19 protein-coding genes, 1 other RNA gene and 1 pseudogene are annotated in these 26,365 nt (G+C 61.5%); 14 read left to right on the top strand and 7 right to left on the bottom strand.

Annotated features, from left to right (window positions below):
- Positions 1 to 130: 130 nt before the first annotated feature.
- On the top strand, positions 131 to 895 hold the full coding sequence (locus PSEUDOMOFG3G_RS17625) for a GntR family transcriptional regulator (protein ID WP_003183531.1): 765 nt from the start codon (positions 131 to 133) through the stop codon (positions 893 to 895).
- Positions 896 to 1,026: 131 nt separating this feature from the next.
- Here PSEUDOMOFG3G_RS17625 and guaD read toward each other — a convergent pair whose 3' ends face one another.
- The 4 genes from guaD to xdhA form a co-directional block, all read right to left on the bottom strand.
- Positions 1,027 to 2,331, bottom strand: a complete 1,305-nt coding sequence (gene guaD / locus PSEUDOMOFG3G_RS17620; protein ID WP_139050736.1) for a guanine deaminase — start codon at positions 2,329 to 2,331, stop codon at positions 1,027 to 1,029.
- Between the two features lie 19 nt (positions 2,332 to 2,350).
- On the bottom strand, positions 2,351 to 3,193 hold the full coding sequence (gene xdhC, locus PSEUDOMOFG3G_RS17615; protein ID WP_139050735.1) for a xanthine dehydrogenase accessory protein XdhC: 843 nt from the start codon (positions 3,191 to 3,193) through the stop codon (positions 2,351 to 2,353).
- 124 nt (positions 3,194 to 3,317) lie between these two features.
- Positions 3,318 to 5,717, bottom strand: coding sequence for a xanthine dehydrogenase molybdopterin binding subunit (xdhB, locus tag PSEUDOMOFG3G_RS17610; protein ID WP_139050734.1), 2,400 nt, complete (start codon positions 5,715 to 5,717; stop codon positions 3,318 to 3,320).
- On the bottom strand, positions 5,710 to 7,164 hold the full coding sequence (gene xdhA, locus PSEUDOMOFG3G_RS17605) for a xanthine dehydrogenase small subunit (protein WP_139050733.1): 1,455 nt from the start codon (positions 7,162 to 7,164) through the stop codon (positions 5,710 to 5,712). The genes xdhB and xdhA overlap by 8 nt, the downstream gene beginning before the upstream one ends.
- Before the next feature lie 382 nt (positions 7,165 to 7,546).
- Here xdhA and PSEUDOMOFG3G_RS17600 point away from each other — a divergent pair, with 382 nt between their 5' ends.
- The 4 genes from PSEUDOMOFG3G_RS17600 to ligA all read left to right on the top strand — a co-directional run bounded on the left by PSEUDOMOFG3G_RS17600 (position 7,547) and on the right by ligA (position 15,331).
- On the top strand, positions 7,547 to 8,206 hold the full coding sequence (locus PSEUDOMOFG3G_RS17600; RefSeq protein WP_047227164.1) for a GntR family transcriptional regulator: 660 nt from the start codon (positions 7,547 to 7,549) through the stop codon (positions 8,204 to 8,206).
- Positions 8,207 to 8,208: 2 nt separating this feature from the next.
- The gene (gene smc / locus PSEUDOMOFG3G_RS17595) at positions 8,209 to 11,697 is read left to right on the top strand and encodes a chromosome segregation protein SMC (protein WP_139050732.1); all 3,489 of its coding nucleotides are present in this window, start codon (positions 8,209 to 8,211) and stop codon (positions 11,695 to 11,697) included.
- A 258-nt stretch (positions 11,698 to 11,955) separates the two neighbouring features.
- On the top strand, positions 11,956 to 12,801 hold the full coding sequence (zipA, locus tag PSEUDOMOFG3G_RS17590) for a cell division protein ZipA (RefSeq protein ID WP_047227166.1): 846 nt from the start codon (positions 11,956 to 11,958) through the stop codon (positions 12,799 to 12,801).
- Between the two features lie 172 nt (positions 12,802 to 12,973).
- A complete protein-coding gene (gene ligA / locus PSEUDOMOFG3G_RS17585) occupies positions 12,974 to 15,331 on the top strand; it encodes an NAD-dependent DNA ligase LigA (RefSeq protein ID WP_139050731.1) in 2,358 nt (785 codons plus the stop codon).
- A gap of 178 nt (positions 15,332 to 15,509) precedes the next feature.
- Here the strand turns inward: ligA and PSEUDOMOFG3G_RS17580 are convergent.
- A pseudogene (locus PSEUDOMOFG3G_RS17580) lies at positions 15,510 to 15,870 on the bottom strand (DUF6124 family protein).
- Between the two features lie 419 nt (positions 15,871 to 16,289).
- On the opposite strand from PSEUDOMOFG3G_RS17580, the gene PSEUDOMOFG3G_RS17575 reads away from it, so the two are divergent.
- The 4 genes from PSEUDOMOFG3G_RS17575 (at position 16,290) to PSEUDOMOFG3G_RS17560 (ending at position 18,482) form a co-directional block, all read left to right on the top strand.
- Positions 16,290 to 17,450 (top strand): putative zinc-binding metallopeptidase, encoded by a 1,161-nt coding sequence (locus tag PSEUDOMOFG3G_RS17575; protein WP_139050730.1) that lies wholly within the window; start codon positions 16,290 to 16,292, stop codon positions 17,448 to 17,450.
- 147 nt (positions 17,451 to 17,597) lie between these two features.
- An RNA gene (gene ffs, locus PSEUDOMOFG3G_RS17570) (signal recognition particle sRNA small type) lies at positions 17,598 to 17,694 on the top strand.
- A gap of 259 nt (positions 17,695 to 17,953) precedes the next feature.
- Positions 17,954 to 18,199 (top strand): type II toxin-antitoxin system ParD family antitoxin, encoded by a 246-nt coding sequence (locus PSEUDOMOFG3G_RS17565; protein ID WP_047227170.1) that lies wholly within the window; start codon positions 17,954 to 17,956, stop codon positions 18,197 to 18,199.
- On the top strand, positions 18,192 to 18,482 hold the full coding sequence (locus tag PSEUDOMOFG3G_RS17560; RefSeq protein ID WP_139050729.1) for a type II toxin-antitoxin system RelE/ParE family toxin: 291 nt from the start codon (positions 18,192 to 18,194) through the stop codon (positions 18,480 to 18,482). Before PSEUDOMOFG3G_RS17565 ends, PSEUDOMOFG3G_RS17560 begins: the two co-directional genes overlap by 8 nt.
- A gap of 105 nt (positions 18,483 to 18,587) precedes the next feature.
- On the opposite strand, the gene PSEUDOMOFG3G_RS17555 is transcribed toward PSEUDOMOFG3G_RS17560, so the two are convergent.
- Entirely contained in the window at positions 18,588 to 18,902 is a 315-nt protein-coding gene (locus PSEUDOMOFG3G_RS17555; RefSeq protein WP_092401703.1) for a helix-turn-helix domain-containing protein, read from the bottom strand.
- 339 nt (positions 18,903 to 19,241) lie between these two features.
- On the opposite strand from PSEUDOMOFG3G_RS17555, the gene PSEUDOMOFG3G_RS17550 reads away from it, so the two are divergent.
- Entirely contained in the window at positions 19,242 to 20,984 is a 1,743-nt protein-coding gene (locus PSEUDOMOFG3G_RS17550; protein WP_139050728.1) for a bifunctional diguanylate cyclase/phosphodiesterase, read from the top strand.
- Here the strand turns inward: PSEUDOMOFG3G_RS17550 and PSEUDOMOFG3G_RS17545 are convergent.
- Positions 20,936 to 21,703 carry an ABC transporter substrate-binding protein gene (locus PSEUDOMOFG3G_RS17545; protein WP_139050727.1) on the bottom strand — a complete coding sequence of 256 codons (768 nt, stop codon included), beginning with the start codon at positions 21,701 to 21,703 and terminating at the stop codon, positions 20,936 to 20,938. The two genes, PSEUDOMOFG3G_RS17550 and PSEUDOMOFG3G_RS17545, sit on opposite strands and share 49 nt — an antisense overlap.
- 143 nt (positions 21,704 to 21,846) lie before the next feature.
- Here PSEUDOMOFG3G_RS17545 and dnaX point away from each other — a divergent pair, with 143 nt between their 5' ends.
- The 4 genes from dnaX (at position 21,847) to recR (ending at position 26,293) form a co-directional block, all read left to right on the top strand.
- Complete coding sequence (gene dnaX / locus PSEUDOMOFG3G_RS17540) at positions 21,847 to 23,913, top strand: DNA polymerase III subunit gamma/tau (RefSeq protein WP_139050726.1); 2,067 nt, start codon at positions 21,847 to 21,849, stop codon at positions 23,911 to 23,913.
- 64 nt (positions 23,914 to 23,977) lie between these two features.
- Complete coding sequence (locus PSEUDOMOFG3G_RS17535) at positions 23,978 to 24,316, top strand: YbaB/EbfC family nucleoid-associated protein (protein ID WP_003183512.1); 339 nt, start codon at positions 23,978 to 23,980, stop codon at positions 24,314 to 24,316.
- Between the two features lie 273 nt (positions 24,317 to 24,589).
- Positions 24,590 to 25,624, top strand: a complete 1,035-nt coding sequence (locus PSEUDOMOFG3G_RS17530) for an NADP-dependent oxidoreductase (protein WP_139050725.1) — start codon at positions 24,590 to 24,592, stop codon at positions 25,622 to 25,624.
- A 66-nt stretch (positions 25,625 to 25,690) separates the two neighbouring features.
- Positions 25,691 to 26,293: a recombination mediator RecR gene (recR, locus tag PSEUDOMOFG3G_RS17525; RefSeq protein ID WP_047227281.1), complete on the top strand. Its 603-nt coding sequence runs from the start codon at positions 25,691 to 25,693 to the stop codon at positions 26,291 to 26,293.
- Positions 26,294 to 26,365 lie beyond the last annotated feature (72 nt).

Here is a 26,365-nt window from a genome sequence, read left to right as displayed (position 1 = left end):
AGCCGTACAGTCGTGTTGCCATCAGAGGTTGTGTACAATCGACGTATTATTTACGTGATACTTGTCAGCGACCCGCTGAGGCGTATTACAGTCACGGTCAATTCGCCGCAGTTCTCCGACTCGAGTGCCCATGAACGAACAGTTGCAGCCCCTCAAGAAACAACCGCGAGCAGGCAAAGCCGGCCGCAGCGGAACCCAGGACGATATTGTCTATGCGCATATTTTCGAGGCCATCCTCGAACAGCGTCTGGCGCCCGGTACAAAGTTGAGCGAAGAGGCGTTGGGGGAGATTTTCGGGGTCAGTCGCACCATCATTCGCCGCGCGTTGTCACGCCTGGCCCACGAAGGCGTGGTGCTGTTGCGGCCCAATCGCGGCGCCGTGGTGGCCAGCCCGAGTGTTGAAGAGGCCCGCCAGGTATTCATGGCCCGGCGTCTGGTGGAGCGGGCCATCACCGAACTGGCCGTGCAGCACGCCACCGCCGAGCAGCTTGCCGAGCTGCGGCAGATGGTCAGCGACGAGCGCGACAGTTTTTCCCGTGGTGACCGTGGCGCCGGCATCCGCCTGTCAGGCGAGTTCCACCTCAAGCTGGCCGAGGCGGCGAAGAACGCCCCGCTGATCAGCTTCCAGCGCAGCCTGGTGTCGCAGACCTCGCTGATCATCGCCCAGTATGAAAGCGGCAACCGCTCCCACTGTTCCTACGACGAACACACCCAATTGATCGACGCCATCGAGGCCCGCGATGCCACCCTGGCGGTGGACCTGATGATGCACCACATGGACCACATCGACAGCAAGCTCAACCTCGACGAAGAAAGCGCGTCGGATGATTTGCATGCGGTGTTTTCGCATTTGTTGCAGAGCAAGAAGCCAGGGCGGTCGACGGCCAAGCTTTGATGGGTTGAGTCAGACGTACCGAGTTGCCTTCATCGCGAGCAGGCTCGTTCCCACAAGGGTTATGTGACTGACACAAATCCACTGTGGGAGCGAGCCTGCTCGCGATTGGCGGTCTGACAGTCGCTAGAAATCTAGCGCTGATGCACCAATCGGCCCGCCGCAAAGGTCTGCGCCACCGTCCGGTCATCCCCCAGCGTCATCAACACAAACAACTTCTCGGCAATGTCCCGGGCCTGCTTGAGGCGATAGCTCAACAGCGGCGTGGCGTTGTAGTCCAACACCAGAAAGTCCGCATCGCTGCCCGGCTGTAAAGTCCCGATCCGGTCTTCCAGGCGCAAGGCCCGGGCGCCGCCAAGCGTGGCCAGGTACAGTGACTTGAACGGGCTCAGGCGGGCGCCCTGCAACTGCATCACCTTGTAGGCTTCGTTCAGGGTTTGCAGCAACGAAAAACTGGTTCCGCCCCCCACATCCGTACCCAACCCCACGTTCACTTTGTGCTTCTCGGCCATTGGCAGGTTGAACAGGCCGCTGCCGAGGAAAAAGTTCGAGGTCGGGCAGAACGCGATGGCCGAACCGGTCTCGGCCAGGCGCGCGCATTCGTCGTCACACAGGTGCACGCCGTGGGCGAACACCGAGCGTTCGCCGAGCAGTTGGTAGTGGTCGTAGACGTCCAGATAACCTTTGCGCTCGGGGAACAGCTCCTTGACCCATTGCACTTCCTGCAGGTTCTCACTGATGTGAGTCTGCATGTACAGTTCGGGATATTCCCCCAGCAACTGACCCGCCAGGGCCAGTTGCTCCGGCGTGCTGGTCGGCGCAAAACGCGGGGTCACGGCGTAATGCAGGCGGCCCTTGCCATGCCAGCGCTCGATCAGCGCTTTGCTTTGGGTGTAGCTGGATTCGGCGGTGTCGGTCAGGTAGTCCGGGGCGTTGCGATCCATCATCACTTTGCCGGCGATCATCCGCAGGTCGAGTTTCTCGGCCACCTCGAAAAACGCGTTCACCGATTGCGGGTGCACACTGCCGAACACCAGCGCGGTGGTGGTGCCGTTGCGCAGCAGTTCCTTGACGAAAATATCGGCGACGGCGTCGGCATGGGCCTTGTCGGCGAACTGACTTTCGCAGGGGAAGGTGTAGGTGTTGAGCCAGTCCAGCAATTGCTCGCCGTAAGCCCCGACCATGCCGGTCTGCGGCAGGTGGATGTGGGTGTCGATGAAGCCGGGCGTGATCAGCGCGTCCTGGTAATGAGTGATCTCGATGTCGGCCGCCAGGGTGGGTAGCAATTCGCTGGCGTGGCCGATGGCGCTGATCTGGCCGTTTTCCACCACCAGCAGGCCGTCTTCAAAATATTCATAGGACGCTTCAATGCCGACTTCGGCAGGGTCGGCGAGGCTGTGGAGCAGGGCGGCGCGGTAGGCTTTACGTGTCAGGGGCATGGGAATTCTCAACGATTGTTCAACGGTTCGCCTGGCTGCGGCGCGAGGCCGGCAGCAGCTTGGCAATCGGTTCGGCGCGCGTGGTGTGCTGGCCGAAATCCGCGTTATAGGTGGCGATGATTTCACCGGCGATGGAGATGGCGATTTCCACAGGCAACTTGCCTTTGACGTCACCAATGCCCATCGGGCAGCGCATGCGCTGCAAGGTGCTGCTGTCGAAGCCGCGATCGCGCAGGCGATGTTCGAACTTGACCCGTTTGGTTTTCGAACCGATCAGGCCGAAGTAAGCGAAGTCGTTGCGCTTGAGGATCGCGGCGCTCAGTTCCAGGTCGAGCTGATGGTTGTGGGTCATGACGATGCAGTAGCTGCCGGCGGGCAGCTCGTCGATTTCATCCAGCGGCTCCTCGCTGACGATCTTGCGCACGCCGTGGGGCAGGTGTTCAGGAAACTCCGCTTCCCGGGAGTCGATCCAGCGCACCTTGCAGGGCAGGCTCGCCAGCAGCGGCACCAGGGCGCGGCCGACGTGGCCGGCGCCGAATACGGCGATCTGCGCCTGGACCTGGCCCATGGGTTCGAACAGCAGCACGGTCACGCCGCCGCAGCACTGGCCCAGGCTGGCACCGAGGCTGAAGCGCTCCAGATGGGTGCTTTGCTGGCCGCTGGCGAGCATCTGCCGGGCGATCTCCATGGCCTTGTATTCCAGGTGGCCGCCACCGATGGTGTCGAACGTCTGGCTGGCGCTGATCACCATTTTCGAACCGGCATTGCGCGGGGTCGAGCCGAGTTCTTCGATGATCGTCACCAGCACGCAGGGTTCACCGCGATCTTGCAGGTCGGCGAGGGCGCTGATCCAGTTGTACATATTCACCTCGACATCTCTGTTGTCTGTTCCGGCCTCATCGCGAGCAAGCTCGCTCCCACATTGGGTCGGTGTTCACAAATCCCCTGTGGGAGCGAGCTTGCTCGCGATTGGCCGCGCCGCGGTCTTAGAGCGAAGCCAACTCGGTTTCAGCTTCCCCAACCTTCGCCACCCTCAACCCACGCATCTGCTCACACCCCCACAACACCCGCTCCGGGGTCGCCGGTGCATCGATTTTCGGCTGGTGCTGGTAATTCCCCAGGCTCGCCACGGCATCCTTGATGGCGCACCACGCGGCGATGCCGAGCATGAACGGCGGTTCGCCCACGGCTTTGGAATGGAACACCGTGTCTTCCGGGTTCTTGCGGTTTTCCACCAGCTTGACCCGCAGATCCAACGGCATGTCGGCCACCGCCGGAATCTTGTAGCTGGCCGGGCCGCAGGTCTGTAGCTTGCCTTTGTCGTTCCATACCAGCTCTTCCATGGTCAGCCAGCCCATGCCCTGGATGTAACCGCCCTCGACCTGGCCGATGTCGATGGCCGGGTTCAGCGAGGCGCCGACGTCGTGGAGGATGTCGGTGCGCAGCATCTTGTATTCGCCGGTCAGGGTGTCGACGATCACCTCGGCGCACGCCGCGCCATAGGCGTAGTAGTAGAACGGCCGCCCTCGGGCCTGGCTGCGGTCGTAGTAGATTTTCGGGGTCTTGTAGAAACCGGTGCTCGACAGCGAAACCTGGGCGAAATACGCCTGCTGCACCAGCGCCTCGAACGTCAGGATGTGATCGCGCACCCGCACATGGCCGTTGTGGAACGCCACGTCTTCTTCGCTGACCTTGTACTGCCGCGCGGCGAACTCCACCAGGCGCTGCTTGATGGTTTCGGCGGCATTCTGCGCAGCCTTGCCATTGAGGTCGGCACCGCTGGAGGCAGCGGTGGGCGAGGTGTTCGGCACCTTGTCGGTGTTGGTCGCGGTGATCTGCACCCGGTCCATTTCCACCTGGAACACTTCGGCCACCACTTGCGCGACTTTGGTGTTCAAGCCCTGGCCCATTTCCGTGCCGCCATGGTTCAGGTGGATGCTGCCGTCGGTATAGACATGAATCAGCGCCCCGGCCTGGTTGAGGAAGCTGGCGGTGAAGGAAATACCAAATTTCACCGGGGTCAGCGCCAGGCCTTTTTTCAGGATCGGGCTATTGGCGTTGTAGCGGCGGATCGCTTCGCGGCGCTCGGCATACTGGCTGCTTTGCTCGAGTTCGGCGGTCATCTCCTCGAGCATGTTGTGCTCGACGGTCTGGTAGTAGTGGGTGACGTTACGCTCGGTCTTGCCGTAGTAGTTGGCCTTGCGCACCGCCAGCGGATCCAGCCCCAGATGCCGGGCGATGGCGTCCATCACCTCTTCGATGGCGACCATGCCTTGCGGCCCGCCGAAGCCACGGTAAGCGGTGTTCGACGCGGTATTGGTCTTGCAACGATGGCCGTTGATGGTTGCATCGCCCAGGTAGTAGGCGTTGTCGGCATGGAACATCGCCCGGTCGACAATCGAGGCCGACAGGTCCGGCGAGCAACCGCAGTTGCCGGCCAGCTCCAGGGCAATACCGTGCAGGCGCCCGGTGCTGTCGAAGCCGACGTCGTATTCGATGTAGAAAGGGTGGCGCTTGCCGGTCATCAGCATGTCTTCGACCCGGGGCAGGCGCATCTTGGTCGGTTGGCCGGTGAGGTGGGCGATGACCGCGCACAGGCACGCCGGGCTGGCGGCCTGGGTTTCCTTGCCACCAAAGCCGCCGCCCATGCGGCGCATGTCCACCACGACTTTGTTCATCGAAACGTCCAGCACTTCGGCCACCAGTTTCTGCACTTCGGTGGGGTTCTGTGTGGAGCAGTAGACGATCATGCCGCCGTCTTCGGTGGGCATCACCGAGGAAATCTGGGTTTCCAGGTAAAAGTGTTCCTGGCCGCCAATGTGCAGCGAGCCCTGGATGCGATGCTCGGCGCTGGCCAGTGCCGCCGCCGAATCTCCGCGCTGGTGGGTGTGGCTATCCAGCACGAAATGCCGCTTGCGCAGGGCCTCGACCACGTCCAGCACCGGTTCCAGGTCTTCATATTCGATGATGGCCGCCATCGCTGCCTTGCGCGCGGTTTCCAGGTCCCTGGCGGCAACCGCCAGCACCGGTTGGCCGACGAACTGCACGTCATCAATGGCCAATAGCGGGTCACCGGGCAGCAGCGGGCCGATGTCCTTGAGACCCGGCACGTCTGCATGGGTGATGGCGATGCGCACGCCTTCGAAGGCGTAGCAAGGCGCGGTGTCGATGCGCAAGATCCGGGCGTGGGCACGGTCCGACAGCCGGGCGTACACGTGCAACTGGTTCGGAAATTCCAGGCGATCATCGATGTACTGGGCTTCGCCGGACACATGCTTGGCGGCGCTGTCATGCTTGACGCTGCGGCCCACGCCGGTGGTCAGGTCGCGGGCGAACAGTTCGGCCAGCTCGGCTTGAGTCTTCTCTACGGCGTGATGGTTAGACATAAGCGGTCACCCGAGTCTCGATGTGCGGCGTTTGCAGTTCGATGAAGTATTTGCGCAGCAAATTGCGGGCGCTGAGCAGGCGATATTCCTTGCTGGCGCGGAAGTCCGACAGCGGTGTGAAGTCCTCGGCCAGGGCGGCGCAGGCACGTTCGACGGTGCTGTCGTTCCACGCGGCACCGATCAACGCGGCTTCACAATGCTTGGCGCGCTTGGGCGTCGCGGCCATGCCGCCGAAGGCCACCCGGGCGTCCTGGACCACGCCATGCTCGATACGCAGGTTGAACGCCGCGCACACGGCGGAAATGTCATCGTCCAGGCGCTTGGAGACCTTATAAGCGCGGAACGCCTGCTCAGCGCTGGCCCGGGGCACGATGATCTTCTCGATGAATTCGCTTTCCTGGCGGGCGGTGACCCGGTAATCGATGAAATAGTCTTCCAGCGCCAGGGTGCGACGGGTCTGGCCCTTGCACAAGACGATCTGCGCGCCGAGGGCGATCAGCAAGGGCGGCGAGTCGCCAATCGGCGAGGCGTTGCCGATGTTGCCGCCCAAGGTGCCCTGGTTGCGGATCTGCAACGAAGCGAAGCGCTGCAGCAGTTCGCCGAAGTCCGGGTATTCAGCCTGCAAGGCTTCGTAGCAGTCGGAGAGTGCGGTGGCGGCGCCAATCTCCAGGCGATCGGCGAAACGCTCGATACGCTTGAGCTCAGCGACGTTGCCCACGTAGATCATCACCGGCAGGGTGCGATGGAACTGGGTGACCTCCAGGGCCAGGTCCGTGCCACCGGCCAGCAGGCGCGCCTGGGGATACGCGTCATAAAGATCGGCCAGGTCGGCCACGGTCAACGGCACCAGGCAGCGTTTGTCGCCGCTGTTGAGTTCACCCGTGTCAGTCGGTGCGATGGCTTTGAGGCGAGTGATGGTCTCGGCTTCGCGGGCGTCGAACTGGTCCGCTTGCCTGGCGCAGCAGACCTGCTCGGCGGCCGCCAGAATCGGCCGGTAGCCGGTGCAGCGGCACAGATTGCCGGCCAAGGCTTCGTGGGCCTTATGGGCGTCGGGCTGTTCGCTGTTCTTTTGCAGGGCGAACAGAGACATCACGAAGCCCGGTGTGCAGAAGCCGCATTGCGAACCGTGGCAATCGACCATCGCCTGTTGGACGCTGTGCAACTGGCCCTGGTGCTTGAGGTCTTCGACGCTGATCAACTGCTTGCCGTGCAGGGACGAGACGAAGGTCAGGCACGAATTGAGGCTGCGATAACGAATGCGTTCACGGCCGTCCTCGTCGGTCTGCAACTCGCCCACCACCACGGTGCACGCACCACAGTCGCCGCTGGCGCAGCCTTCTTTGGTGCCGGATTTGCCGAGGTGTTCGCGCAAATAGTTGAGCACGGTCAGGTTCGGGTCCAGGGCGTGCTCGCTACGGAGTTCCTGGTTGAGTAAAAACTGGATCACGGAAGGCCTCGCAGACTCATTATTGTTGTATCGACTTGGGCTGAATTTAGCAGGTCTGACTTTGCGGTCAACGATTTTCTGACTTAAAGGTCAAGAAAATCCGCTTGGTCGATGAACAACGGTCTATAGACACTGTAGAACCCTGTGGGAGCCGAGCTTGCTCGCGATGACGGCGGTACATTCAGTATGGATGCATGCTGACAGACCGCTATCGCGAGCAAGCTCGGCTCCCACAGGTTCTTCCACAGATTCTGTTTCAGGATGAGGGCTCAAACTTTTTTGCTTGGATCGTGCCAAAAACCCGCTGCAGGCCCTGCGCCATGACGTATTGAGTGCGCTACACTGCGCCGCTTGTGCAAATCGAAGAGTTTGAAGGACAACCATGACGTTCAAGGCCCCGGACAGCCTCGCCGAGCAAATCGCCCATCACCTGGCCGAGCGCATCATTCGTGGTGAAATGAAGCCGGGCGAGCGCATCCAGGAGCAGAAGGTCACGCTGGCGCTCAACGTGAGTCGCGGTTCGGTCCGTGAGGCTTTGCTGATACTGGAGCGCCGGCATCTGATCGCGATCCTGCCGCGCCGTGGTGCACACGTCACCGAATTGAGCGAACACAAGGTGCGCAGCCTCTGTGCTCTGATGAGCGAGCTGTACATCCTGCTGGGCAATGCCGTGGCTCATGGCTGGCAGGAACAGGCCGACATGGCGCCGTTCATCGAGATCCAGCAGCGTCTCCAGGACGCCTTCGCGCGCCAGGACATCCGCACCTTCGTCGATGAAAGTTTCAGCGTGATGCGCGCCGCGTATCCCTTTGCCAACAACCCGTACTTGCAGGAAACCGTCGAGAACCTGCAACCGGCCATGAGCCGCGCCTACTTCCTGGCCCTGGAACAACGCAAGGCCGAGATGAGCGAATTCCTCGACCTGTTCCAGCGCCTGCTGACTGCTGTGCTGGCCCGTGATTTGCCGCAGATCCGCATCGTGCTGACGGCCTATGCCCAGCGCAGTTGCGATCTGGTGGTTTCTGCCCTGACGGCGGCCTGAACGTGCGGCTCAAATGCATCAAACTGGCGGGGTTCAAATCCTTCGTCGACCCGACCACGGTGAACTTCCCCAGTAACATGGCGGCGGTGGTGGGGCCCAACGGTTGCGGCAAGTCGAACATCATCGACGCCGTACGCTGGGTGATGGGCGAGAGCTCGGCCAAGAACCTGCGCGGCGAGTCGATGACCGACGTCATCTTCAACGGCTCCACCAGTCGCAAACCGGTGAGCCAGGCGAGCATTGAGCTGGTGTTCGACAATTCCGACGGCACCCTGATCGGCGAGTACGCGGCCTACGCGGAAATCTCCATCCGCCGCAAAGTGACCCGCGACAGCCAGAACAGTTATTTCCTCAACGGCACCAAATGTCGACGTCGCGATATCACCGATATTTTCCTCGGCACCGGCCTCGGCCCGCGCAGCTATTCGATCATCGAGCAGGGCATGATCTCCAAGCTGATCGAGGCCAAGCCCGAAGACCTGCGCAACTTCATCGAAGAAGCCGCCGGCATCTCCAAGTACAAGGAGCGGCGCCGCGAGACCGAAAACCGCATCCGTCGCACCCACGAAAACCTGGCCCGCCTGACCGACCTGCGCGAAGAACTCGAACGCCAGCTCGAACGCTTGCACCGCCAGGCCGAAGCCGCCAAGAAATATCAGGAATACAAAGGCGAAGAACGTCAGCTCAAGGCCCAGCTTTCGGCCCTGCGCTGGCAGGCGCTGAACGAGCAGGTCGGCCAGCGCGAGGCGATCATTGGCAACCAGGAAGTCAGCTTCGAGGCCCTGGTGGCCGAGCAGCGCAATGCCGACGCCGCCATCGAGCGCCTGCGTGACGGCCACCACGACCTGTCCGAACGCTTCAACCTGGTGCAAGGGCGCTTCTATTCGGTGGGTGGCGACATCGCCCGGGTCGAGCAGAGCATCCAGCACGGTCAGCAACGGCTGCGCCAGCTGCAGGATGATTTGAAAGAGGCCGAGCGCGCGCGCCTGGAAACCGAATCCCACCTGGGCCACGACCGCACGTTGCTGCTGACCCTGGGCGAAGAACTGGACCGGCTCACGCCCGAGCAGGAACTCACCAGCGCCGCCGCCGAAGAGGCTGCCGCCGCCCTGGAAGAAGCCGAGCTGAGCATGCATGGCTGGCAAGAGCAGTGGGACAGTTTCAACCCGAGCTCTGCCGAGCCGCGGCGTCAGGCCGAAGTCCAGCAGTCGCGCATCCAGCAACTGGAAGCCAGCATGGAACGCCTGGCCGAGCGTCAGCGCCGTTTGGCCGAAGAGCGCGCCTTGCTCGCGGCGGACCCTGAAGACGCGGCGATTGTCGATCTGAGCGAACAACTGGCTGCCAGCGAAGCCACCCTTGAAGACTTGCAAGCCAGCGAAGATGCCCAGGTCGAGCGGCTCGAGCAACTGCGCCAGGCCTTGCAACTGGCCCTGCAGAATCAGCAGCAGGCCCAGGGTGAATTGCAGCGCCTCAATGGCCGTCTGGCTTCGCTGGAGGCCTTGCAGCAAGCGGCGCTGGACCCCGGCACCGGCGCTGCCGAATGGCTGCGCGACCAGCATCTGGCCGAGCGTCCGCGACTGGCCGAAGGCCTGAAGGTCGATGCCGGTTGGGAACTGGCGGTGGAAACCGTGCTGGGCGCCGATCTGCAAGCGGTGCTGGTGGATGACTTCGCAGGCTTCGATCTGTCGGGCTTCACTCAGGGCGATCTGCGCCTGCTCAGCCCGCCTGGCGATGGCGTGCGGATGCCGGGCAGCTTGCTGGATAAAGTCGAGGCCCAGGTCGACCTGTCTCCCTGGTTGGGGCAGGTGAAACCGGTGGACAGCCTTGAACAGGCCTTGGCCCTGCGCGGACAACTGGCGGCCGGGGAAAGCCTGATCAGCCGGGATGGCTATTGGGTCGGTCGGCATTTCCTGCGGGTGCGCCGGGCCAGCGAAGCCGAGAGCGGCATGCTTGCCCGGGGCCAGGAAATCCAGCGCCTGAGCGCTGAGCGTGAAGAACGCGAAGCGAGCGTCGAAGCCCTGGAAACCGAATTACAGAATCTGCGGGCGCAACAGCGCCAGCAGGAGAATGGTCGCGAACACTTGCGTCGGCTGTTGCAGGACGAAGCACGCCAGCAAGGCGAACTCAAAGCGCAGCTGTCCGCCGGCAAGGCCAAGGTTGAACAACTGGCCTTGCGCCGCACGCGCCTTGAGGAAGAAATCGCCGAGCTGGGCGAGCAACGGGCGCTGGAGCATGAGCAGATCGGTGAAGCGCGCCTGCAACTGCAGGAAGCCCTCGATGCCATGGCCGTGGACACCGAGCAGCGCGAGTTGCTGCTGGCTCAGCGCGACAGTCTGCGCGAACGCCTCGACCGGGTGCGCCAGGATGCCCGCCAGCATAAGGATCACGCCCATCAGTTGGCGGTGCGCCTGGGCTCGCTCAAGGCCCAGTACGATTCCACGCGCCAGGCATTGGAGCGGCTGGAAATGCAGTCCGAACGCCTGACCGAAAAACGCGAGCAATTGAGCCTGAACCTGGAGGAGGGCGAAGCGCCGCTGGAAGAGTTGCGCCTCAAACTCGAAGAGTTGCTCGACAAACGCATGAGCGTTGATGAAGAACTCAAGACTGCGCAAATTGCCCTGGAAGATGCCGACCGCGAACTGCGCGACGCCGAAAAGCGTCGTAGCCAGGCCGAACAGCAATCCCAGCTGATCCGCAGCCAGATGGAACAGCAACGCATGGAATGGCAGGCCCTGACGGTGCGCCGCAAAGCCTTGCAGGACCAATTGCTGGAAGACGGCTACGACCTCGACGGCGTGCTCGCCACGTTGGTGGCCGGGGCCAACGAGAAAGACGCCGAAGAAGAGCTGGAACGCATCGCCGCGCGCATTCAGCGTCTGGGCGCTATCAACCTGGCGGCCATCGACGAGTACCAGCAGCAGTCCGAGCGCAAGCGCTATCTGGATGCCCAGAACGACGATCTGGTGGAAGCGTTGCAGACCCTGGAAAACGTCATCCGCAAGATCGACAAGGAAACCCGTAATCGCTTCAAGGATACCTTTGATCAGATCAACGGCGGTTTGCAGGCACTTTTCCCGAAAGTTTTCGGTGGCGGCAGCGCTTACTTGGAACTGACGGGCGAAGATTTACTCGATACAGGGGTGACCATCATGGCGCGTCCCCCGGGCAAGAAGAACAGCACCATCCATTTGCTCTCCGGGGGTGAAAAAGCGCTGACGGCATTGGCCCTGGTTTTTGCCATTTTCAAATTGAACCCGGCGCCGTTCTGCATGCTCGATGAGGTGGACGCGCCGCTGGACGACGCCAACGTGGGGCGTTATGCGCGGCTGGTAAAAGAGATGTCTGAGACTGTGCAGTTCATCTACATCACCCACAACAAGATCGCCATGGAAATGGCCGACCAGTTGATGGGCGTGACCATGCATGAGCCGGGTTGCTCGCGTCTGGTGGCGGTGGATGTGGAGGAGGCGATGGCGATGGTGGACGCGTGAAACACTGCTTGTAGGGCATCTATTTAGGATGCTGTAGGATTTTTTTGAGGCTTGGGCTTGTCGTTCAATTCACAGAATGGCGCAAGCCTATGCGACAGACGGTGTAAAGTTATCTTTGGTCGTGCTAGTTTAATGTCAATTTTTCGTATGCGTGGGCAAAACGCCATTCAGAACATAGAGTTGGCGCCACGTTTTAAAGCGGTTTGCACATAGCTAAGCCCCTTATTTTTCAGCATTTTTATAGAGGCACGGGATTACATGGAAATCGGTCTGCGCGAGTGGCTGATCGTCATCGGCATTATTGTCATTGCCGGTATTCTTTTCGACGGCTGGCGCCGCATGCGCGGCGGCAAGGGGAAACTCAAGTTTCGTCTCGACCGCAGCCTGTCGAACCTGCCGGATGACGATGGCAATGCCGAGCTGTTGGGCCCGCCCCGGGTGCTGGATACCCATAAGGAGCCGCAACTGGATGAGCATGACCTGCCGTCGATGAGCGCGCCAGTGCGCGAGCCACGGGAAACGGGTTCCAAGCGCGGCAAGCGCAACAGCGAACCGTCCCAGGGCGACCTGAACCTCAATCTTGACCTGGACGGCGGCCCGAGCTTCAGCAGCCGCGACGACGACTTCCCGGACGAGAACAAACCCGTGCGCGGCGACAAGGACCAGGCCCAGGCCGAGGAAGTGCTGGTGATCAGCGTGATCTGCCGCGACCCGGCCGGCTTCAAGGGCCCGGCGCTGTTGCAGAACATCCTGGAGAGCGGCCTGCGTTTTGGCGAGATGGACATTTTCCACCGCCATGAAAGTATGGCCGGCAACGGCGAGGTGCTGTTCTCCATGGCCAACGCGGTCAAGCCAGGCGTGTTCGACCTGGACGACATCGACCATTTCAGCACCCCGGCGGTGAGCTTCTTCCTCGGCCTGCCCGGCCCGCGTCATCCCAAGCAGGCCTTTGACGTGATGGTGGCCGCGGCGCGCAAGCTGTCCCAGGAACTCAACGGCGAGCTGAAGGACGACCAGCGCAGCGTGCTGACCGCCCAGACCATCGAACACTACCGCCAGCGCATCGTCGAATTCGAACGCCGGGCGCTGACCCAGAAGCGCTGAGCGATGACACAGGCTCTCCCTGGCCAGAGAGCTTCTTGCGGCAGGAGAGCTTTTGTGGCGAGGGAGCTTGCTGTGGCGAGGGAGCTTGCTCCCGCTGGGGTGCGAAGCACCCCCCATGTTTTGAGAAAATTGAGCAGCCTAGGCTGCTCTTTTGCTTTATGAGAGAACATCCATGACTGCCGTCCAAACCCGCATCCAACAGCTGCGTACCGAGCTGGATCAGCACAACTACCGCTACCACGTCCTCGACGAACCGAGCATCCCGGACGCCGAGTACGACCGCCTGTTCCATGAACTCAAGGCCCTGGAAGAGCAGCATCCGGAGCTGGTGACCAGCGACTCCCCGACCCAGCGTGTCGGCAGTGTTGCACTGTCAGCCTTCAGCCAGGTCCGTCACGAAATCCCGATGCTCAGTCTGGGCAATGCCTTCGACGAAACCACCATGCGTGAATTCGACCGCCGGGTGACCGAAGGCCTCGACCTGCCCATGGGCGACTTGCTGGGCGGTGGCGCGGCGGTGGAGTACAGCTGTGAGCCGAAGCTCGACGGCCTGGCGGTCAGCCTGTTGTACCAGGACGGCCTGCTGGTGCGTGGCGCCACGCGCGGCGACGGCACCACCGGCGAAGACATCAGCGTCAACGTGCGCACCGTGCGCAACATCCCCCTCAAGTTGCAGGGCAGTGGCTGGCCGCCGGTGCTGGAAGTGCGCGGCGAGGTGTACATGTCCAAGGCCGGCTTCGAGCGTCTCAACGCCACGCAACTGGAGGCGGGCGGCAAGACATTCGCCAACCCGCGCAACGCGGCCGCGGGTAGCCTGCGCCAGCTGGATTCGAAGATCACCGCCAATCGTCCGCTGGAATTCTGCTGTTACGGCATCGGCCAGGTGACGGCGGACATTGCCGACACCCACATCGGCAATCTCAAGCAGCTCAAGGCCTGGGGTCTGCCCATCAGCCGCGAACTGAAACTGGCCCACGGCATCGACGAGTGCCTGGATTACTACCGTGACATCGGCGAGCGGCGTAACGCGCTGCCATACGAAATCGATGGCGTGGTGTTCAAGGTCAACAGCATCGCCTCCCAGCGCGAACTGGGTTTCCGCGCCCGGGAACCGCGCTGGGCCATCGCCCATAAATTCCCGGCCAGCGAAGAACTCACCGAACTGTTGGACGTCGAGTTCCAGGTCGGCCGCACCGGCGCCGTGACACCCGTGGCGCGGCTCAAGCCGGTCAAGGTGGCCGGTGTGACCGTGGCCAACGCCACGCTGCACAACATGGACGAAGTGGCGCGCCTGGGCCTGATGATCGGCGACACGGTGATTATCCGCCGCGCCGGTGACGTGATCCCGCAAGTGGTGCAAGTGGTCACCGAGCGTCGCCCGGAAAACGCCCGTCCCGTTGAAATCCCGCAACAGTGCCCGGTGTGTGGCTCCCATGTGGAGCGTACGCAGTTGGTCAAGCGCAGCAAGGGTCGTGAAACCATCAGCGAAGGCGCGGTGTACCGCTGCGTTGGTCGTCTGGCCTGTGGTGCGCAGCTCAAGCAGGCAATCATTCATTTCGTGTCGCGCCGGGCCATGGACATCGAAGGCCTGGGCGAGAAGAGTGTCGAGCAGTTGGTGGACGAAGGGCTGGTGGGCTCGCCTGCCGATCTGTATGCCCTGACCTTCGAGCAAGTGGTCGACTTGGAAGGCTTCGCCGAACTGTCGAGCAAGAACCTGTTGGCGGCCATCGTCGACAGCAAGAAGCCGAGCCTGGCGCGCTTCATCTACGCCCTCGGCATCCCGGACGTGGGCGAGGAAACCGCCAAGGTCCTGGCCCGCTCCCTCGGTTCACTGGAGCGTGTGCAGGCGGCCTTGCCGCAAGTGCTCACGTACTTGCCGGACGTCGGCCTGGAAGTGGCCCACGAGATCCACAGCTTCTTCGAAGACTCGCACAACCGCCAGGTGATCGAGGGCTTGCTGCGCCATGGCCTGGATATCCAGGACCAGGGCGAACTGGGCGCCGAGTTCTCCGCCAGCACCACCCTGGGCGGTTTCCTGGACAAGCTGAACATTCCTTCGGTCGGGCCTGGCGGGGCACAGAAACTGGCGGACAAGTTCGGCTCGCTCGAAGCAGTGATGAATGCCGACTGGCTGGACATGCGCCAGGCCCTGCCGGAAAAACAGGCCAACGCCGTGCGCGAGTTCTTCGCCATCGCCATCAACCGCCAACAGGCCGAAGCCGCCGAGAAGCAACTACAGGCCTTCGGCATGCACTGGCAGAGCGAGAAAAAAGTCGTCGAAGGTTTGCCCGAAGCCGGGCACACCTGGGTGCTGACCGGATCGCTGGAATTGATGAGCCGCGATGTCGCCAAGGACAAACTGGAAAGCCTGGGGGCCAAGGTGGCCGGTTCCGTGTCGGCGAAAACCCATTGCGTCGTCGCCGGGCCGGGGGCCGGGTCGAAACTGACCAAGGCCAATGAGCTGGGGCTCAAGGTGCTGGATGAAGAAGCGTTTGTGGCGTTCTTGAGCCAGCACGGCATTACGGTTTAGTCATGTCGCCAGGAAACTCGGACCCATTGTGGCGAGGGGATTTATCCCCGCTGGGCTGCGCAGCAGCCCTAAAATCTGCCATCTCGGTCTGTCTGGTTGATTGAGTCGACAGGATTGGGGCCGCTGCGCGGCCCAGCGGGGATAAATCCCCTCGCCACAGGGTTATGTGGCGAGTCGGCTAGCGCGGGTCGACGTTATCCAGTGCCCGATTCGCCAGCAACCCTCCCAGCTCGATCAACTGCTGAATACCCAGCGCAACATGCCGCCGCGAACCCTCCAGCTCGAACGCCAGATCACTGATCATGGCATCGGCCGAAGCCAAGGGTTTCACTGAGGTTGGCGAGCAGGCATTCGGTGTCGATGCCGTTGATCACGGTGAAGAGCTGAGCGGGTGCGGGATCAGCTTCCGGCGTTTCCGGTTTTGGCTTCAGGTAGAAGTCGAGGGCGCGCTCGGCGGCTTCGTCGAGTTTTTTTGCGGCGGCGGTTTTGTGCGGGGATGTTGGATCGGTGTCCGGTGGGTTGGGGGTTGCTTTGAACATGGTGACGCTCCTATGGGATGGAGCCACCAAGGCCTGTCGCTAAACAGAAATGGTGGCGGCTGCACGCAGGTTAGCGAACCGGTCATAGGCACCCGGCAGACTCGAAGGTCTCCCACATACAGCCGCCATAACGTCATTGCAGTTAGACCTGCAACGAAGCATGGGCCGCTTATGCACCTAGAATGATCCGGGTCGCTAAACCCGATCGCTGATTCGTCAGCGACCCGGAAACGATAAAGTCCGGCCCATAGGCGCACAAGCCGGCGGATTCTGGCGCAGTTGTAGGCAATGGCGCAAGGCGGGGTAGCCTGGCCCGGCAGCGTTCTACACAATGCTCACAATCTTCGGATGATTCGCACGCTCCTGGGAACGATCACGCACAGGAGGGGATCTAGTCTTGCAGGCCCCCGGAGATCACCATGTACCGCTTCTTCGAGCAACTGAGTTCACGCATCGCCGCGCCCTTTACGGGCGATCGTTCGCGTAACAGCAAGATCTGGCCGTGTCGTTGCGGCCAGTCGCTGTTTTTTCGCAACAGCCAGTGCCTGGCCTGCCAGGCGGTGTTGGGCTATCAGCCCGAGCAAAGCCGCTTGTCGTCCCTGCAATCCGGCGAGCAACCCGGCACCTGGACCCTGGATGCCGACCCACAAGCCGGGCTGTTCCGCCGTTGCGCCAACCTCGACACACCGGCGGCCTGCAATTGGCTGCTGCCGGCCAATGGGCACGACACCTTGTGCATCGCCTGCAGCTTGAATCGCACCATTCCCGACCTGTCGATTCCGGAAAACCCCGAACGCTGGTGCAAGGTCGAAACCGCCAAGCGCCGGCTGGTGGCGCAATTGATCACCCTCGGTTTGCCAGTCATCCCAAAAACCGTCAGTGAAAGTGAGGGGCTGGCCTTCGATTTCATCGGCGTCGACCTCGATGGCACGCCTCCGACCACCGGCCACGCCAGCGGGTTGGTCACGCTCGACATCAAAGAGGCCGACGATGCCCACCGCGAGCATGTGCGCCAGCAGATGCGCGAGCCGTATCGCACTTTGCTCGGGCACTTTCGTCATGAGGTGGGGCACTACTACTGGGACCGGTTGATCGCCAACAGCCATTGGCTCGATGCATTTCGCGAGCAGTTTGGTGACGAGCGGGCCAGCTATTGCGATGCCCTGGAGCGTCACTATCAGCAAGGCGCGCCGCTGGACTGGCAAACCCACTACGTCAGCGCCTACGCCACCATGCATCCTTGGGAAGACTGGGCGGAAACCTGGGCGCATTACCTGCATATGATGGACGCGGTGGACACGGCCCTGGGTTTTGGCATGAGCGCCGGGGAAATGGATTTCGACTACCAGCCGTTCCCGCCCGAGACCTTGTTCGACCCTGAACATACGGGGGGCGTGGCCTTTCTTTCGTTCGTCAACGCCTGGATCGAACTGGCCGGCATGCTCAACGAACTGTCGCGCAGCATGGGCCAACCGGATTTCTACCCGTTCGTCGTACCCGCCGCGGTGATCACCAAGCTGCATTTCATCCATCTGGTGATTCAGGAGGAGGGCGGCCGGGCTGACGAGGTGCTGCTGTAACCGCCGACTTGTGGGAGCAAGCTTTGTTCTCACAGGCAAGTGCTTGAACATCTTCAGTTTTTTAATCCGGCGCGAACGGTTGTAACTTCTCGTCAGATAGGTACAATGGCGCGGCTCGCCGTCAGGCGGGCGTCGTTATGGTGACCCCATCGGTCCCCCCGCAACGATTACCCGTGAACCTGGTCAGATCCGGAAGGAAGCAGCCACAGCGGGAACATTGTGTGCCGGGGTGTGGCTGGTGGGGTTGCCTCCATAACGCCCAGGCCTTCGTTCGCAAGGTTTGTCGAATTTTCTTATCTACTTTGTTTGTTGATCGATTACCGGTCGATATTTTCTGCTGCCTGATGGAAAGCAAAGAGCTCCAGTGCGTTGCTGCGCAAGTGGGGCTTTTTGACTGGAGGGGGCAAAGGATTTGCGTACGGGCCCTTGCAGTGCTCATTCTCGATATCGCACCAATAGTATGATAATTTTGCGTGAGTCGATCATTTTCCCGGAGGCTCATCATGGGTACCGTTCGAAAAACCATCACCGTCACCGACCAACAAGACGGCTGGATCAAGGCTCAGATCGAAGCGGGTCACTACACCAATGATAGCGAATACATTCGCGATCTGATTCGGCGCGAGCAGGAGCGTAGCGCTGAACTTGAGGCTATCCGGTCCGCCCTGAAAGAGGGTGAATCCAGTGGAAAACCTCAACCATTCGATCCCGATGCGTTCAAGAAGAGAATGCTGACAGCGCATGGCTGAATACCGCCTTACACCTGCCGCCGAGCGTGATCTTGAAATTGTCTGGACCTATACCGCCCAACGATGGGGCGTGGCGCAGGCCAATCGATACGTTGATACCATCATTGCGGCGTTTTCTGAACTGGCGCAGCAGCCTAAGATAGCTCCAGCCTGTGACCATGTTCGAACTGGTTATCGCCGACGTAGTGTCGAACGACACATGATTTACTTTCGGATCACGGCTTATGGGATTGCGGTGAGCCGTGTCTTGCATGATCGGAGGGATACACTTCGGAATTTGTGACAGTAGCCTTTCAATAGAGCCGGACAGCGAACAAGCAAAAAAGCCAAAGAGGAACCCGATCCGTCGCACACCGACAGCCCGGACTCCTCTTTTTTCATGTCTGCTTCAAGGCTTCGACAGTGCCTGGTCTACCGCCGCAATCAGCTTCCCCAGATCCTTCGCGGTGGCTCTGTGTATGACACCAAACAGGTACGCTCGCTGTTCGTCCTCATCGTCCATGTCGGCAAAAAATGCTTTGAGTTGCACATCCAGTTTGTCGGCAAGCAAGACCAAGGCTTCGATGCTCGGGGTGTAGGTGCCGGTTTCGAAGCGGCTGATGGTTTTGGGGTCAAAACCGGTTTTTTCGCCAAGTTCAGCCTGAGTAAGCCCCGCTACTTTGCGATAGCGTCTGATGGCCGGACCCAAACTTGAAATTTGCATCGCTTAATTCCCATTTAGAATCAAGAACTTAACGATAGATTTTTGCATTAGGCAACCGCATGATCCATCACCTTGCTTTGCAAAATGTGATGTGTTTCGTAGAATCGGCCTTTGGCACGGGCATTTGGTGACCTGCTTCAGAAGCCTGGATGTGCGAAAAAGGCAGGCCTTGCATTTTTCTTGTTGTACACAAGGCGATGCTTGGCGCCTTCAGGTAGCACCGCCACGGCCCGCGCTCCAGCGTATCTCAAGGTGTTTGAGCCTAGTTGATTTTTCGCCTGTCCTGGGGCGGTGCAACCGCGCGCGACAAATGAGCCTGACTCATGGATGACTGCTTCGATGGATAAGAAGTACCGCAGAGCCGTTGACGCCGCCGCGATTTTTTCTGAAACCGATCTGAGCGGGCGCATTACCTACGTCAACGACCAGTTCTGTAAGCTTTTTGGCTACCCGCGCGATGAGCTGTTGGGGGCTAACCATCGCCTGATCAACTCCGGCCAGCACCCGGACGAGTTCTTCAGCGCCATGTGGCGCACCATCGCCCTGGGGCAGGTTTGGAAGGGTGAGATCTGCAACCGGGCCAAGGACGGTACGCTGCATTGGGTCGATACCACCCTGGTGCCAGTGATCGACGATGCGACCGGTCGGATCGAACGCTACCTGGCGATTCGTTTTGATGTCAGCGAGAAGCGTCAGTTGTTGCATTCGCTGCAATGGCGGGTCGGTCACGACGTGTTGACCGGGTTGCCCAACCGCACCTACCTGTCCGACCTGCTGGATCAGGCCCTGGAATTTTCCAGGGCGCAGAGCTTGCCTCTGGCGGTGTGCATGCTTGATCTGGATGGCTTCAAGGCCGTGAACGACGGTCACGGCCATGCCAGTGGTGACCAGTTGCTGGTGGAGGTCGCCCGGCGTCTGCGCAGTATCGTGCGCGGGGAGGATGTGGTGGCGCGGTTGGCCGGCGATGAGTTTGTGCTGGTACTGCGCCATGTACGCGGCCTTGAGGAATTGCATGCCGCGTTGAACCGGGTGCTGATTGCCGTCTCCATGCCGTATGCCATTGATGGCAAGGCCATCAAGGTTTTCGCCAGCATTGGCGTCACCCTGTTTCCTGGTGACAACGAAGACGCCGATACCTTGTTGCGCCACGCCGACCAGGCGATGTACGTGGCCAAGCAGAGCGGCCGCAATCGCTTTCATTTGTTCGACGTGTCCCGGGACCAGGAAGTGCGGGCCACTTACCAGACCGTCGAGCGGGTGCGGCAAGCCATGGCCGGCAACGAATTGCGCCTGCATTTCCAGCCCAAGGTCAACATGCGCCATGGCACGGTGGTGGGGCTTGAAGCGCTGCTGCGCTGGAAACACCCCCAACGGGGCCTGGTGCCGCCCAGGGAGTTCCTGCCGCTGGTGGAGGAAACCGACCTGATCGTCGAGATCGGTGAGTGGGTCATGGAGCAGGTGCTGATTCAGTTGCAGCAATGGCAGCACGCGGGGCAAGTCTGGCCGGTGAGCATCAATATCTCGGCGCGGCATTTCCAGCGGGCAGATTTCGTCGAGCGGTTGCGGCAGGTGCTGCAACGGCACCCGGCGGTGTCGCCGCGCATGCTGGATCTGCAGATCGTTGAATCCTTGGCGGTGGAAAACCTTGCCCACGTCAGCGCCTGTCTCCAGGCGTGCCAGGCCTTGGGCGTGGGGTTTTCCCTGGGCGGTTTCGGCACGGGATACTGTTCGCTCAATGACCTCAAACACCTGCGCACGCAGACCATCAAGATCGACAAGACCTTTGTCCGCGACATACTCAATGACCGCGATGATCTGGCGCTGACCGAAGCGGTCATCGGTTTGGCCAGGGCGTTTGGGCGCCAGGTGGTGGCGGAGGGGCTGGACAGCCTGGAGCATGGTCAATTGCTGCTGCGCCTGGGCTGCGAAGTGGCCCAAGGCTATTTCATCGCCCGACCCATGCCACCCGACCAGGTGCCTGGCTGGGTCAAAGGATTTGTTTCGCCGCCGCAATGGCAGCATCAGTCGGACGTTCAGGACGAATCGGATCCGGCTTGCGGCGACTCTTTATGTCCGGTGTAGGACTGGATGATCGCGTCGATTTCCCCCGACGTTTTCATCTTCAATAAGGTGCGCAGAATGCGCTGGGCCGGAATGTTTTGATCATCGCGCACATAACAGCCCAGCACGCGCTCCTGGAGAACCGCCACGGCACGCAGTTGCCGGTCCGGGGGATGTCGTTGATTGAACCAGTCCAGCGCCCATTGATTGCTCACCGCGTAGCGATAGCGCCCGGCCAGAAGCTTGGCCAGGACTTGTTCCTGGCTGCGTGCATCGTCACGTCGCAGATGCCCGCCGTCGAACAACGGCTGCAAGGTCGGGTAGGTATAACTGAGCACGGTCCCGACCGGCTGGTGGGGCAGGGTGGCGGGCGTCACCACCTTGGGGGCGCTGGCCGTGCCCACCAGCACGTCGCGCTGGAAAAACAGCGGGACGCTCCACAGGTAATTGCCCCCCGTATCCTTTACCCAATCGGGGGTGACATAACACCGTACGTCGACTTCGCCGTGTTTCATGGCATTGTCCAGCCGGGCGCGGGCCAGCACATGAAACTGTGCCGACATCCCCACCTGGGCCGCCAGGCGGGTCATTACGTCGGGGATGATACCCTGGATCGGGCGACCTTCTTCAGTCTGCACCATGGGCATGGCCCAGCTATCGGTAATGGCGAAACGCAACGGGATTTCGCCAGCAAAACACCCTGAACCCAATAACAGCAAAGCCCCCATGGCCGAACGCATAAACTCTCCTGATGGTGCAAAATCCTGTCGGCAACCAGGCCCCTGACCCAAGCTTAGACAGATTAGACGAGCACACCGGATGCAATTTCGCCCCTGCTCCGCTAGCATTAGCCGCTTCTGCTTCCCAGTGGCGATGGTTTTCGATGAGTTATCAGGTTCTTGCACGTAAATGGCGTCCGCGCTCGTTCCGCGAAATGGTCGGCCAGACCCATGTGCTCAAGGCCCTGATCAATGCCTTGGACAGCCAGCGGCTGCATCACGCCTACCTGTTCACCGGCACGCGCGGCGTCGGCAAGACGACCATCGCGCGGATCATCGCCAAGTGCCTGAACTGTGAAACCGGTATTACCTCGACGCCGTGTGGCGAGTGCTCGGTATGCCGGGAAATCGACGAAGGCCGTTTCGTCGACCTGATCGAGATCGACGCCGCCAGCCGCACCAAGGTCGAAGACACCCGTGAACTGCTCGACAACGTGCAGTACGCGCCAAGCCGTGGGCGCTTCAAGGTCTACCTGATTGACGAAGTGCACATGCTTTCCAGCCATTCCTTCAATGCGCTGCTCAAGACCCTCGAAGAGCCGCCGCCCTACGTCAAGTTCATCCTGGCGACCACCGACCCGCAGAAGCTTCCTGCAACGATTTTGTCCCGCTGCCTGCAGTTCTCCCTCAAGAACATGACCCCGGAGCGGGTGGTCGAGCATCTGACCCACGTGTTGGGTGTCGAGAACGTACCGTTCGAAGACGATGCGCTGTGGCTGCTGGGTCGCGCCGCCGATGGTTCGATGCGTGACGCCATGAGCCTGACCGACCAGGCCATTGCCTTTGGTGAAGGCAAGGTCATGGCTGCCGATGTGCGGGCCATGCTTGGCACCCTCGACCACGGCCAGGTCTACGACGTGTTGCATGCGCTGATCGACGGTGACGCCAAGGCGTTGCTCGAAGCGGTGCGTCACCTGGCCGAGCAGGGGCCGGACTGGAATGGCGTGCTTTCGGAAATTCTCAACGTGTTGCACCGTGTCGCCATCGCCCAGGCTTTGCCCGAGGGTGTCGACAACGGTCATGGCGACCGCGATCGGGTGCTGGCACTGGCTCAGGCGCTGCCGGCCGAAGACGTGCAGTTCTACTACCAGATGGGGCTGATCGGTCGGCGCGACCTACCCCTGGCGCCGGATCCGCGCGGTGGTTTCGAAATGGTGCTGCTGCGAATGCTCGCGTTCCGGCCAGCCGACACGGACAACGCCCCGAGGCAACCGCTAAAGCCAGTGGGGATCAGCCAGGCCACAGCTGATTCCGCCAAGCCAGTGGCTGCCGCGCCCGTCGTTGCGCCGGCAGTGGCCTCTGCCCCGGCAGCGGTTGAGCAACCGGCCCCGGTGCCTGTCGTCGCGGCGCCTGAGCCCGAGCCTGAGCCTGTCGTCGAGGCGTTGCCGCAGCCGGTCGCTGAAGAAGTGGTCGACCTGCCCTGGAACGACCCGGTCGAGGCTCAGGTCGTCCAGCAGCCTGCCGTGGAACCGGTGCTGGAAACCGTCGCCGAGCAACCCGAGTTGCCACCGATGCCTATGCCCACGCCCGACAGCGTGGTACCCGACGCGCCCGAGTGGGTGGCTGCACCGGTGCCTGAGCCCACGGTGGCGGACGTTGATGTCGCCACGCCAGGCATGGACCTGGATGATGAGCCGCCACTGGACGAGGATTACATCGAGCCGGACATGGATTCGGCCTACAGCTATCTGGATGAACTGGCCAGCGAGCACGCCGCCGAACCGGCCCCGGAGCCCGAGCCTGAACCGGCGGCGATGCCGGCTACCGGGCTGGCCCTGCAATGGCTGGAGCTGTTCCCGAAACTGCCGATTACCGGCATGACCGGCAGCATTGCCGCCAACTGCACGCTGATCTCCGTGGAGGGCGACCACTGGCTGCTGCACCTGGACCCGGCCCACAGCGCGCTGTTCAACGCCACGCAGCAGCGCCGTCTCAACGATGCACTGAACCAGTATCACCAGCGCACGCTGACGCTGAGCATCGAGCTGATCAAGCCTGAGCAGGAGACGCCGGCCCAGGCCGCGTCCCGCCGCCGTGCCGACCGTCAGCGCGAAGCCGAGGAGTCGATCCACGGTGATCCGTTCATCCAGCAAATGATGCAACAGTTCGGTGCCGTGGTCCGTCACGATACTATCGAACCTGTCGAGGCCCCGGTGACCCAGGGCTCATAACTGAAAGCGTCAGGCCGAACGGGCCGGGCGCGGTGTTTATCCAAGTACTTTCGAGGTGATTCCCATGATGAAAGGTGGCATGGCCGGCCTGATGAAGCAGGCGCAGCAGATGCAGGAAAAAATGGCCAAGATGCAGGAAGAACTGGCCAACGCCGAAGTCACCGGCAAGTCCGGCGGCGACATGGTGACCGTGGTCATGACCGGTCGCCACGACATCAAGCGCGTGAGCATCGACCCGAGCGTGGTCGAAGGCCTGAGCGAAGACGACAAGGAAATGCTCGAAGCCCTGTTCGCCGCCGCCGTCAATGATGCAGTGCGCAAGATCGAAGCCAACAGCCAGGACAAAATGTCCGGCATGACCGCTGGCATGCAACTGCCGCCGGGCATGAAACTGCCGTTCTGACTCGCCATCCCGATCGGGATGGGCTACATACAATGCCAGGCATCGCGCCTGGCATTTTTGTTTGTGTCACAAGGCGAGTGCGCTAGAAACTTTACCTGTGGGAGCAAGGCTTGCCCGCGATGGACGATGACGTGCCGCTGCGACGAACCGAGGCGTCTGGATCGCGGGCAAGCCTTGCTCCCACCAGTACCCACTGAACAAACATCGAACGCCGTCCAGCCGGCAATGGTCTGCTTCCTGTAAGTGCCACTCAACGATCAAGGAGACGCTTCCATGTCACAAGCATCGACCACCCACCAGCGCATCGTCCTCGCCTCCCGCCCCACAGGTGCTCCCACCCCGGACAACTTCCGTCTGGAGCAGGTGACGTTGCCGGAGCTGCAGGAGGGGCAGATCCTGCTCAAGACGCTGTTTCTCTCATTGGACCCTTACATGCGTGGGCGTATGAGTGATGCACCTTCCTATGCCGCGCCGGTGGAAATCGATGAGGTGATGACCGGTGGTGCTGTCAGCCGGGTCGAACGTTCGATGCATCCGAAGTTTCAGGAGGGGGATCTGGTGGTGGGCGCCACGGGGTGGCAGAGCCACACTGTCAGCGATGGCCGCAATGTCATTCCGATCCCGTCCGGGCTGCCCAGCCCGTCGATGGCGCTGGGTGTGCTGGGCATGCCGGGCATGACCGCGTACATGGGGTTGATGGAGATCGGTCAGCCCAAGGCCGGGGAAACCCTGGTGGTCGCGGCAGCCTCGGGCGCAGTCGGCTCGGTGGTCGGCCAGGTGGCGAAGATCAAGGGCCTGCGTGTGGTCGGTGTGGCCGGCGGCCCCGAGAAATGCAAGTACGTGGTCGACGAGTTGGGGTTCGACGCCTGTGTCGATCACAAGCGCGATGACTTTGCCGAGGCACTGGCCCGGGCTTGCGACAAGGGCATCGACATCTATTACGAAAACGTCGGTGGCAAGGTGTTCGACGCCGTAGTGCCGTTGCTCAACGCCAAGGCGCGCATTCCCCTCTGTGGCCTGATCGCTTCCTACAACGAGCATGAAGCCCCTAGCGGCCCGGATCGCTTGCCGCAATTGCAGCGCACCTTGCTGACCAAGCGCGTGCGGATCCAGGGGTTTATCGTGTTCGACGACTTCAGTGGTCGTCAGCCGGAGTTCATCAGCGCCATGGCGCCTTGGGTGCGTGACGGCAAGGTCAAGTTCCGCGAAGACGTGGTCGATGGCCTTGAGAATGCACCACAGGCCTTTATCGGCCTGCTGGAAGGGCGCAACTTCGGCAAGCTGGTGGTGCGGGTGGCGCAGGATTGAGTATTTGACGCTAATCGGAGGCGCGGGTATAAACCGCGTCTCGTTGTTATGTCGGACATTTCCTCCATGAGCTTCAGCCCTTTGATTCGCCAACTGATCGACGCCCTGCGAACTTTGCCGGGTGTGGGTCAGAAAACTGCTCAGCGCATGGCGTTGCAATTGCTTGAGCGTGATCGCAGCGGCGGTTCGCGTCTGGCTCTGGCCCTGAGCCAGGCCATGGAAGGGGTAGGGCATTGCCGCTTATGCCGCACCCTCACTGAAGACGACCTCTGTCCGCAATGCGCCGACCCGCGTCGGGACGACAGCCTGCTATGCGTCGTGGAAGGACCCATGGATGTGTACGCCGTGGAGCAGACCGGTTTTCGCGGCCGTTATTTCGTGCTCAAGGGGCATTTGTCTCCGCTCGACGGCCTGGGGCCGGAAGCCATCGGCATTCCGCAACTGATGGCGCGGATCGAAGAGGCCGGGACTTTCACCGAAGTCATCCTCGCCACCAACCCGACGGTCGAAGGCGAAGCCACCGCCCACTACATCGCGCAATTGCTCAACAACAAGGGCCTGATCGCCTCACGCATCGCTCATGGCGTGCCGCTGGGCGGCGAGCTGGAACTGGTGGACGGCGGGACGCTGGCGCATTCGTTTGCCGGGCGCAAACCGATCGCTTTATAACTGCTACGAAGAACCCTGTGGGAGCGAGCCTGCTCGCGATAGCGGCAGATCAGCCACCATTGATGTCGGCTG

It is taken from the genome of Pseudomonas sp. FG-3G (genome assembly GCF_901007645.1).
GTDB classification, from domain to species: domain Bacteria; phylum Pseudomonadota; class Gammaproteobacteria; order Pseudomonadales; family Pseudomonadaceae; genus Aquipseudomonas; species Aquipseudomonas rhizophila.
Note: the sequence above shows the minus strand (reverse complement) of the source record. Positions and strands in the feature narration are given on the sequence as shown.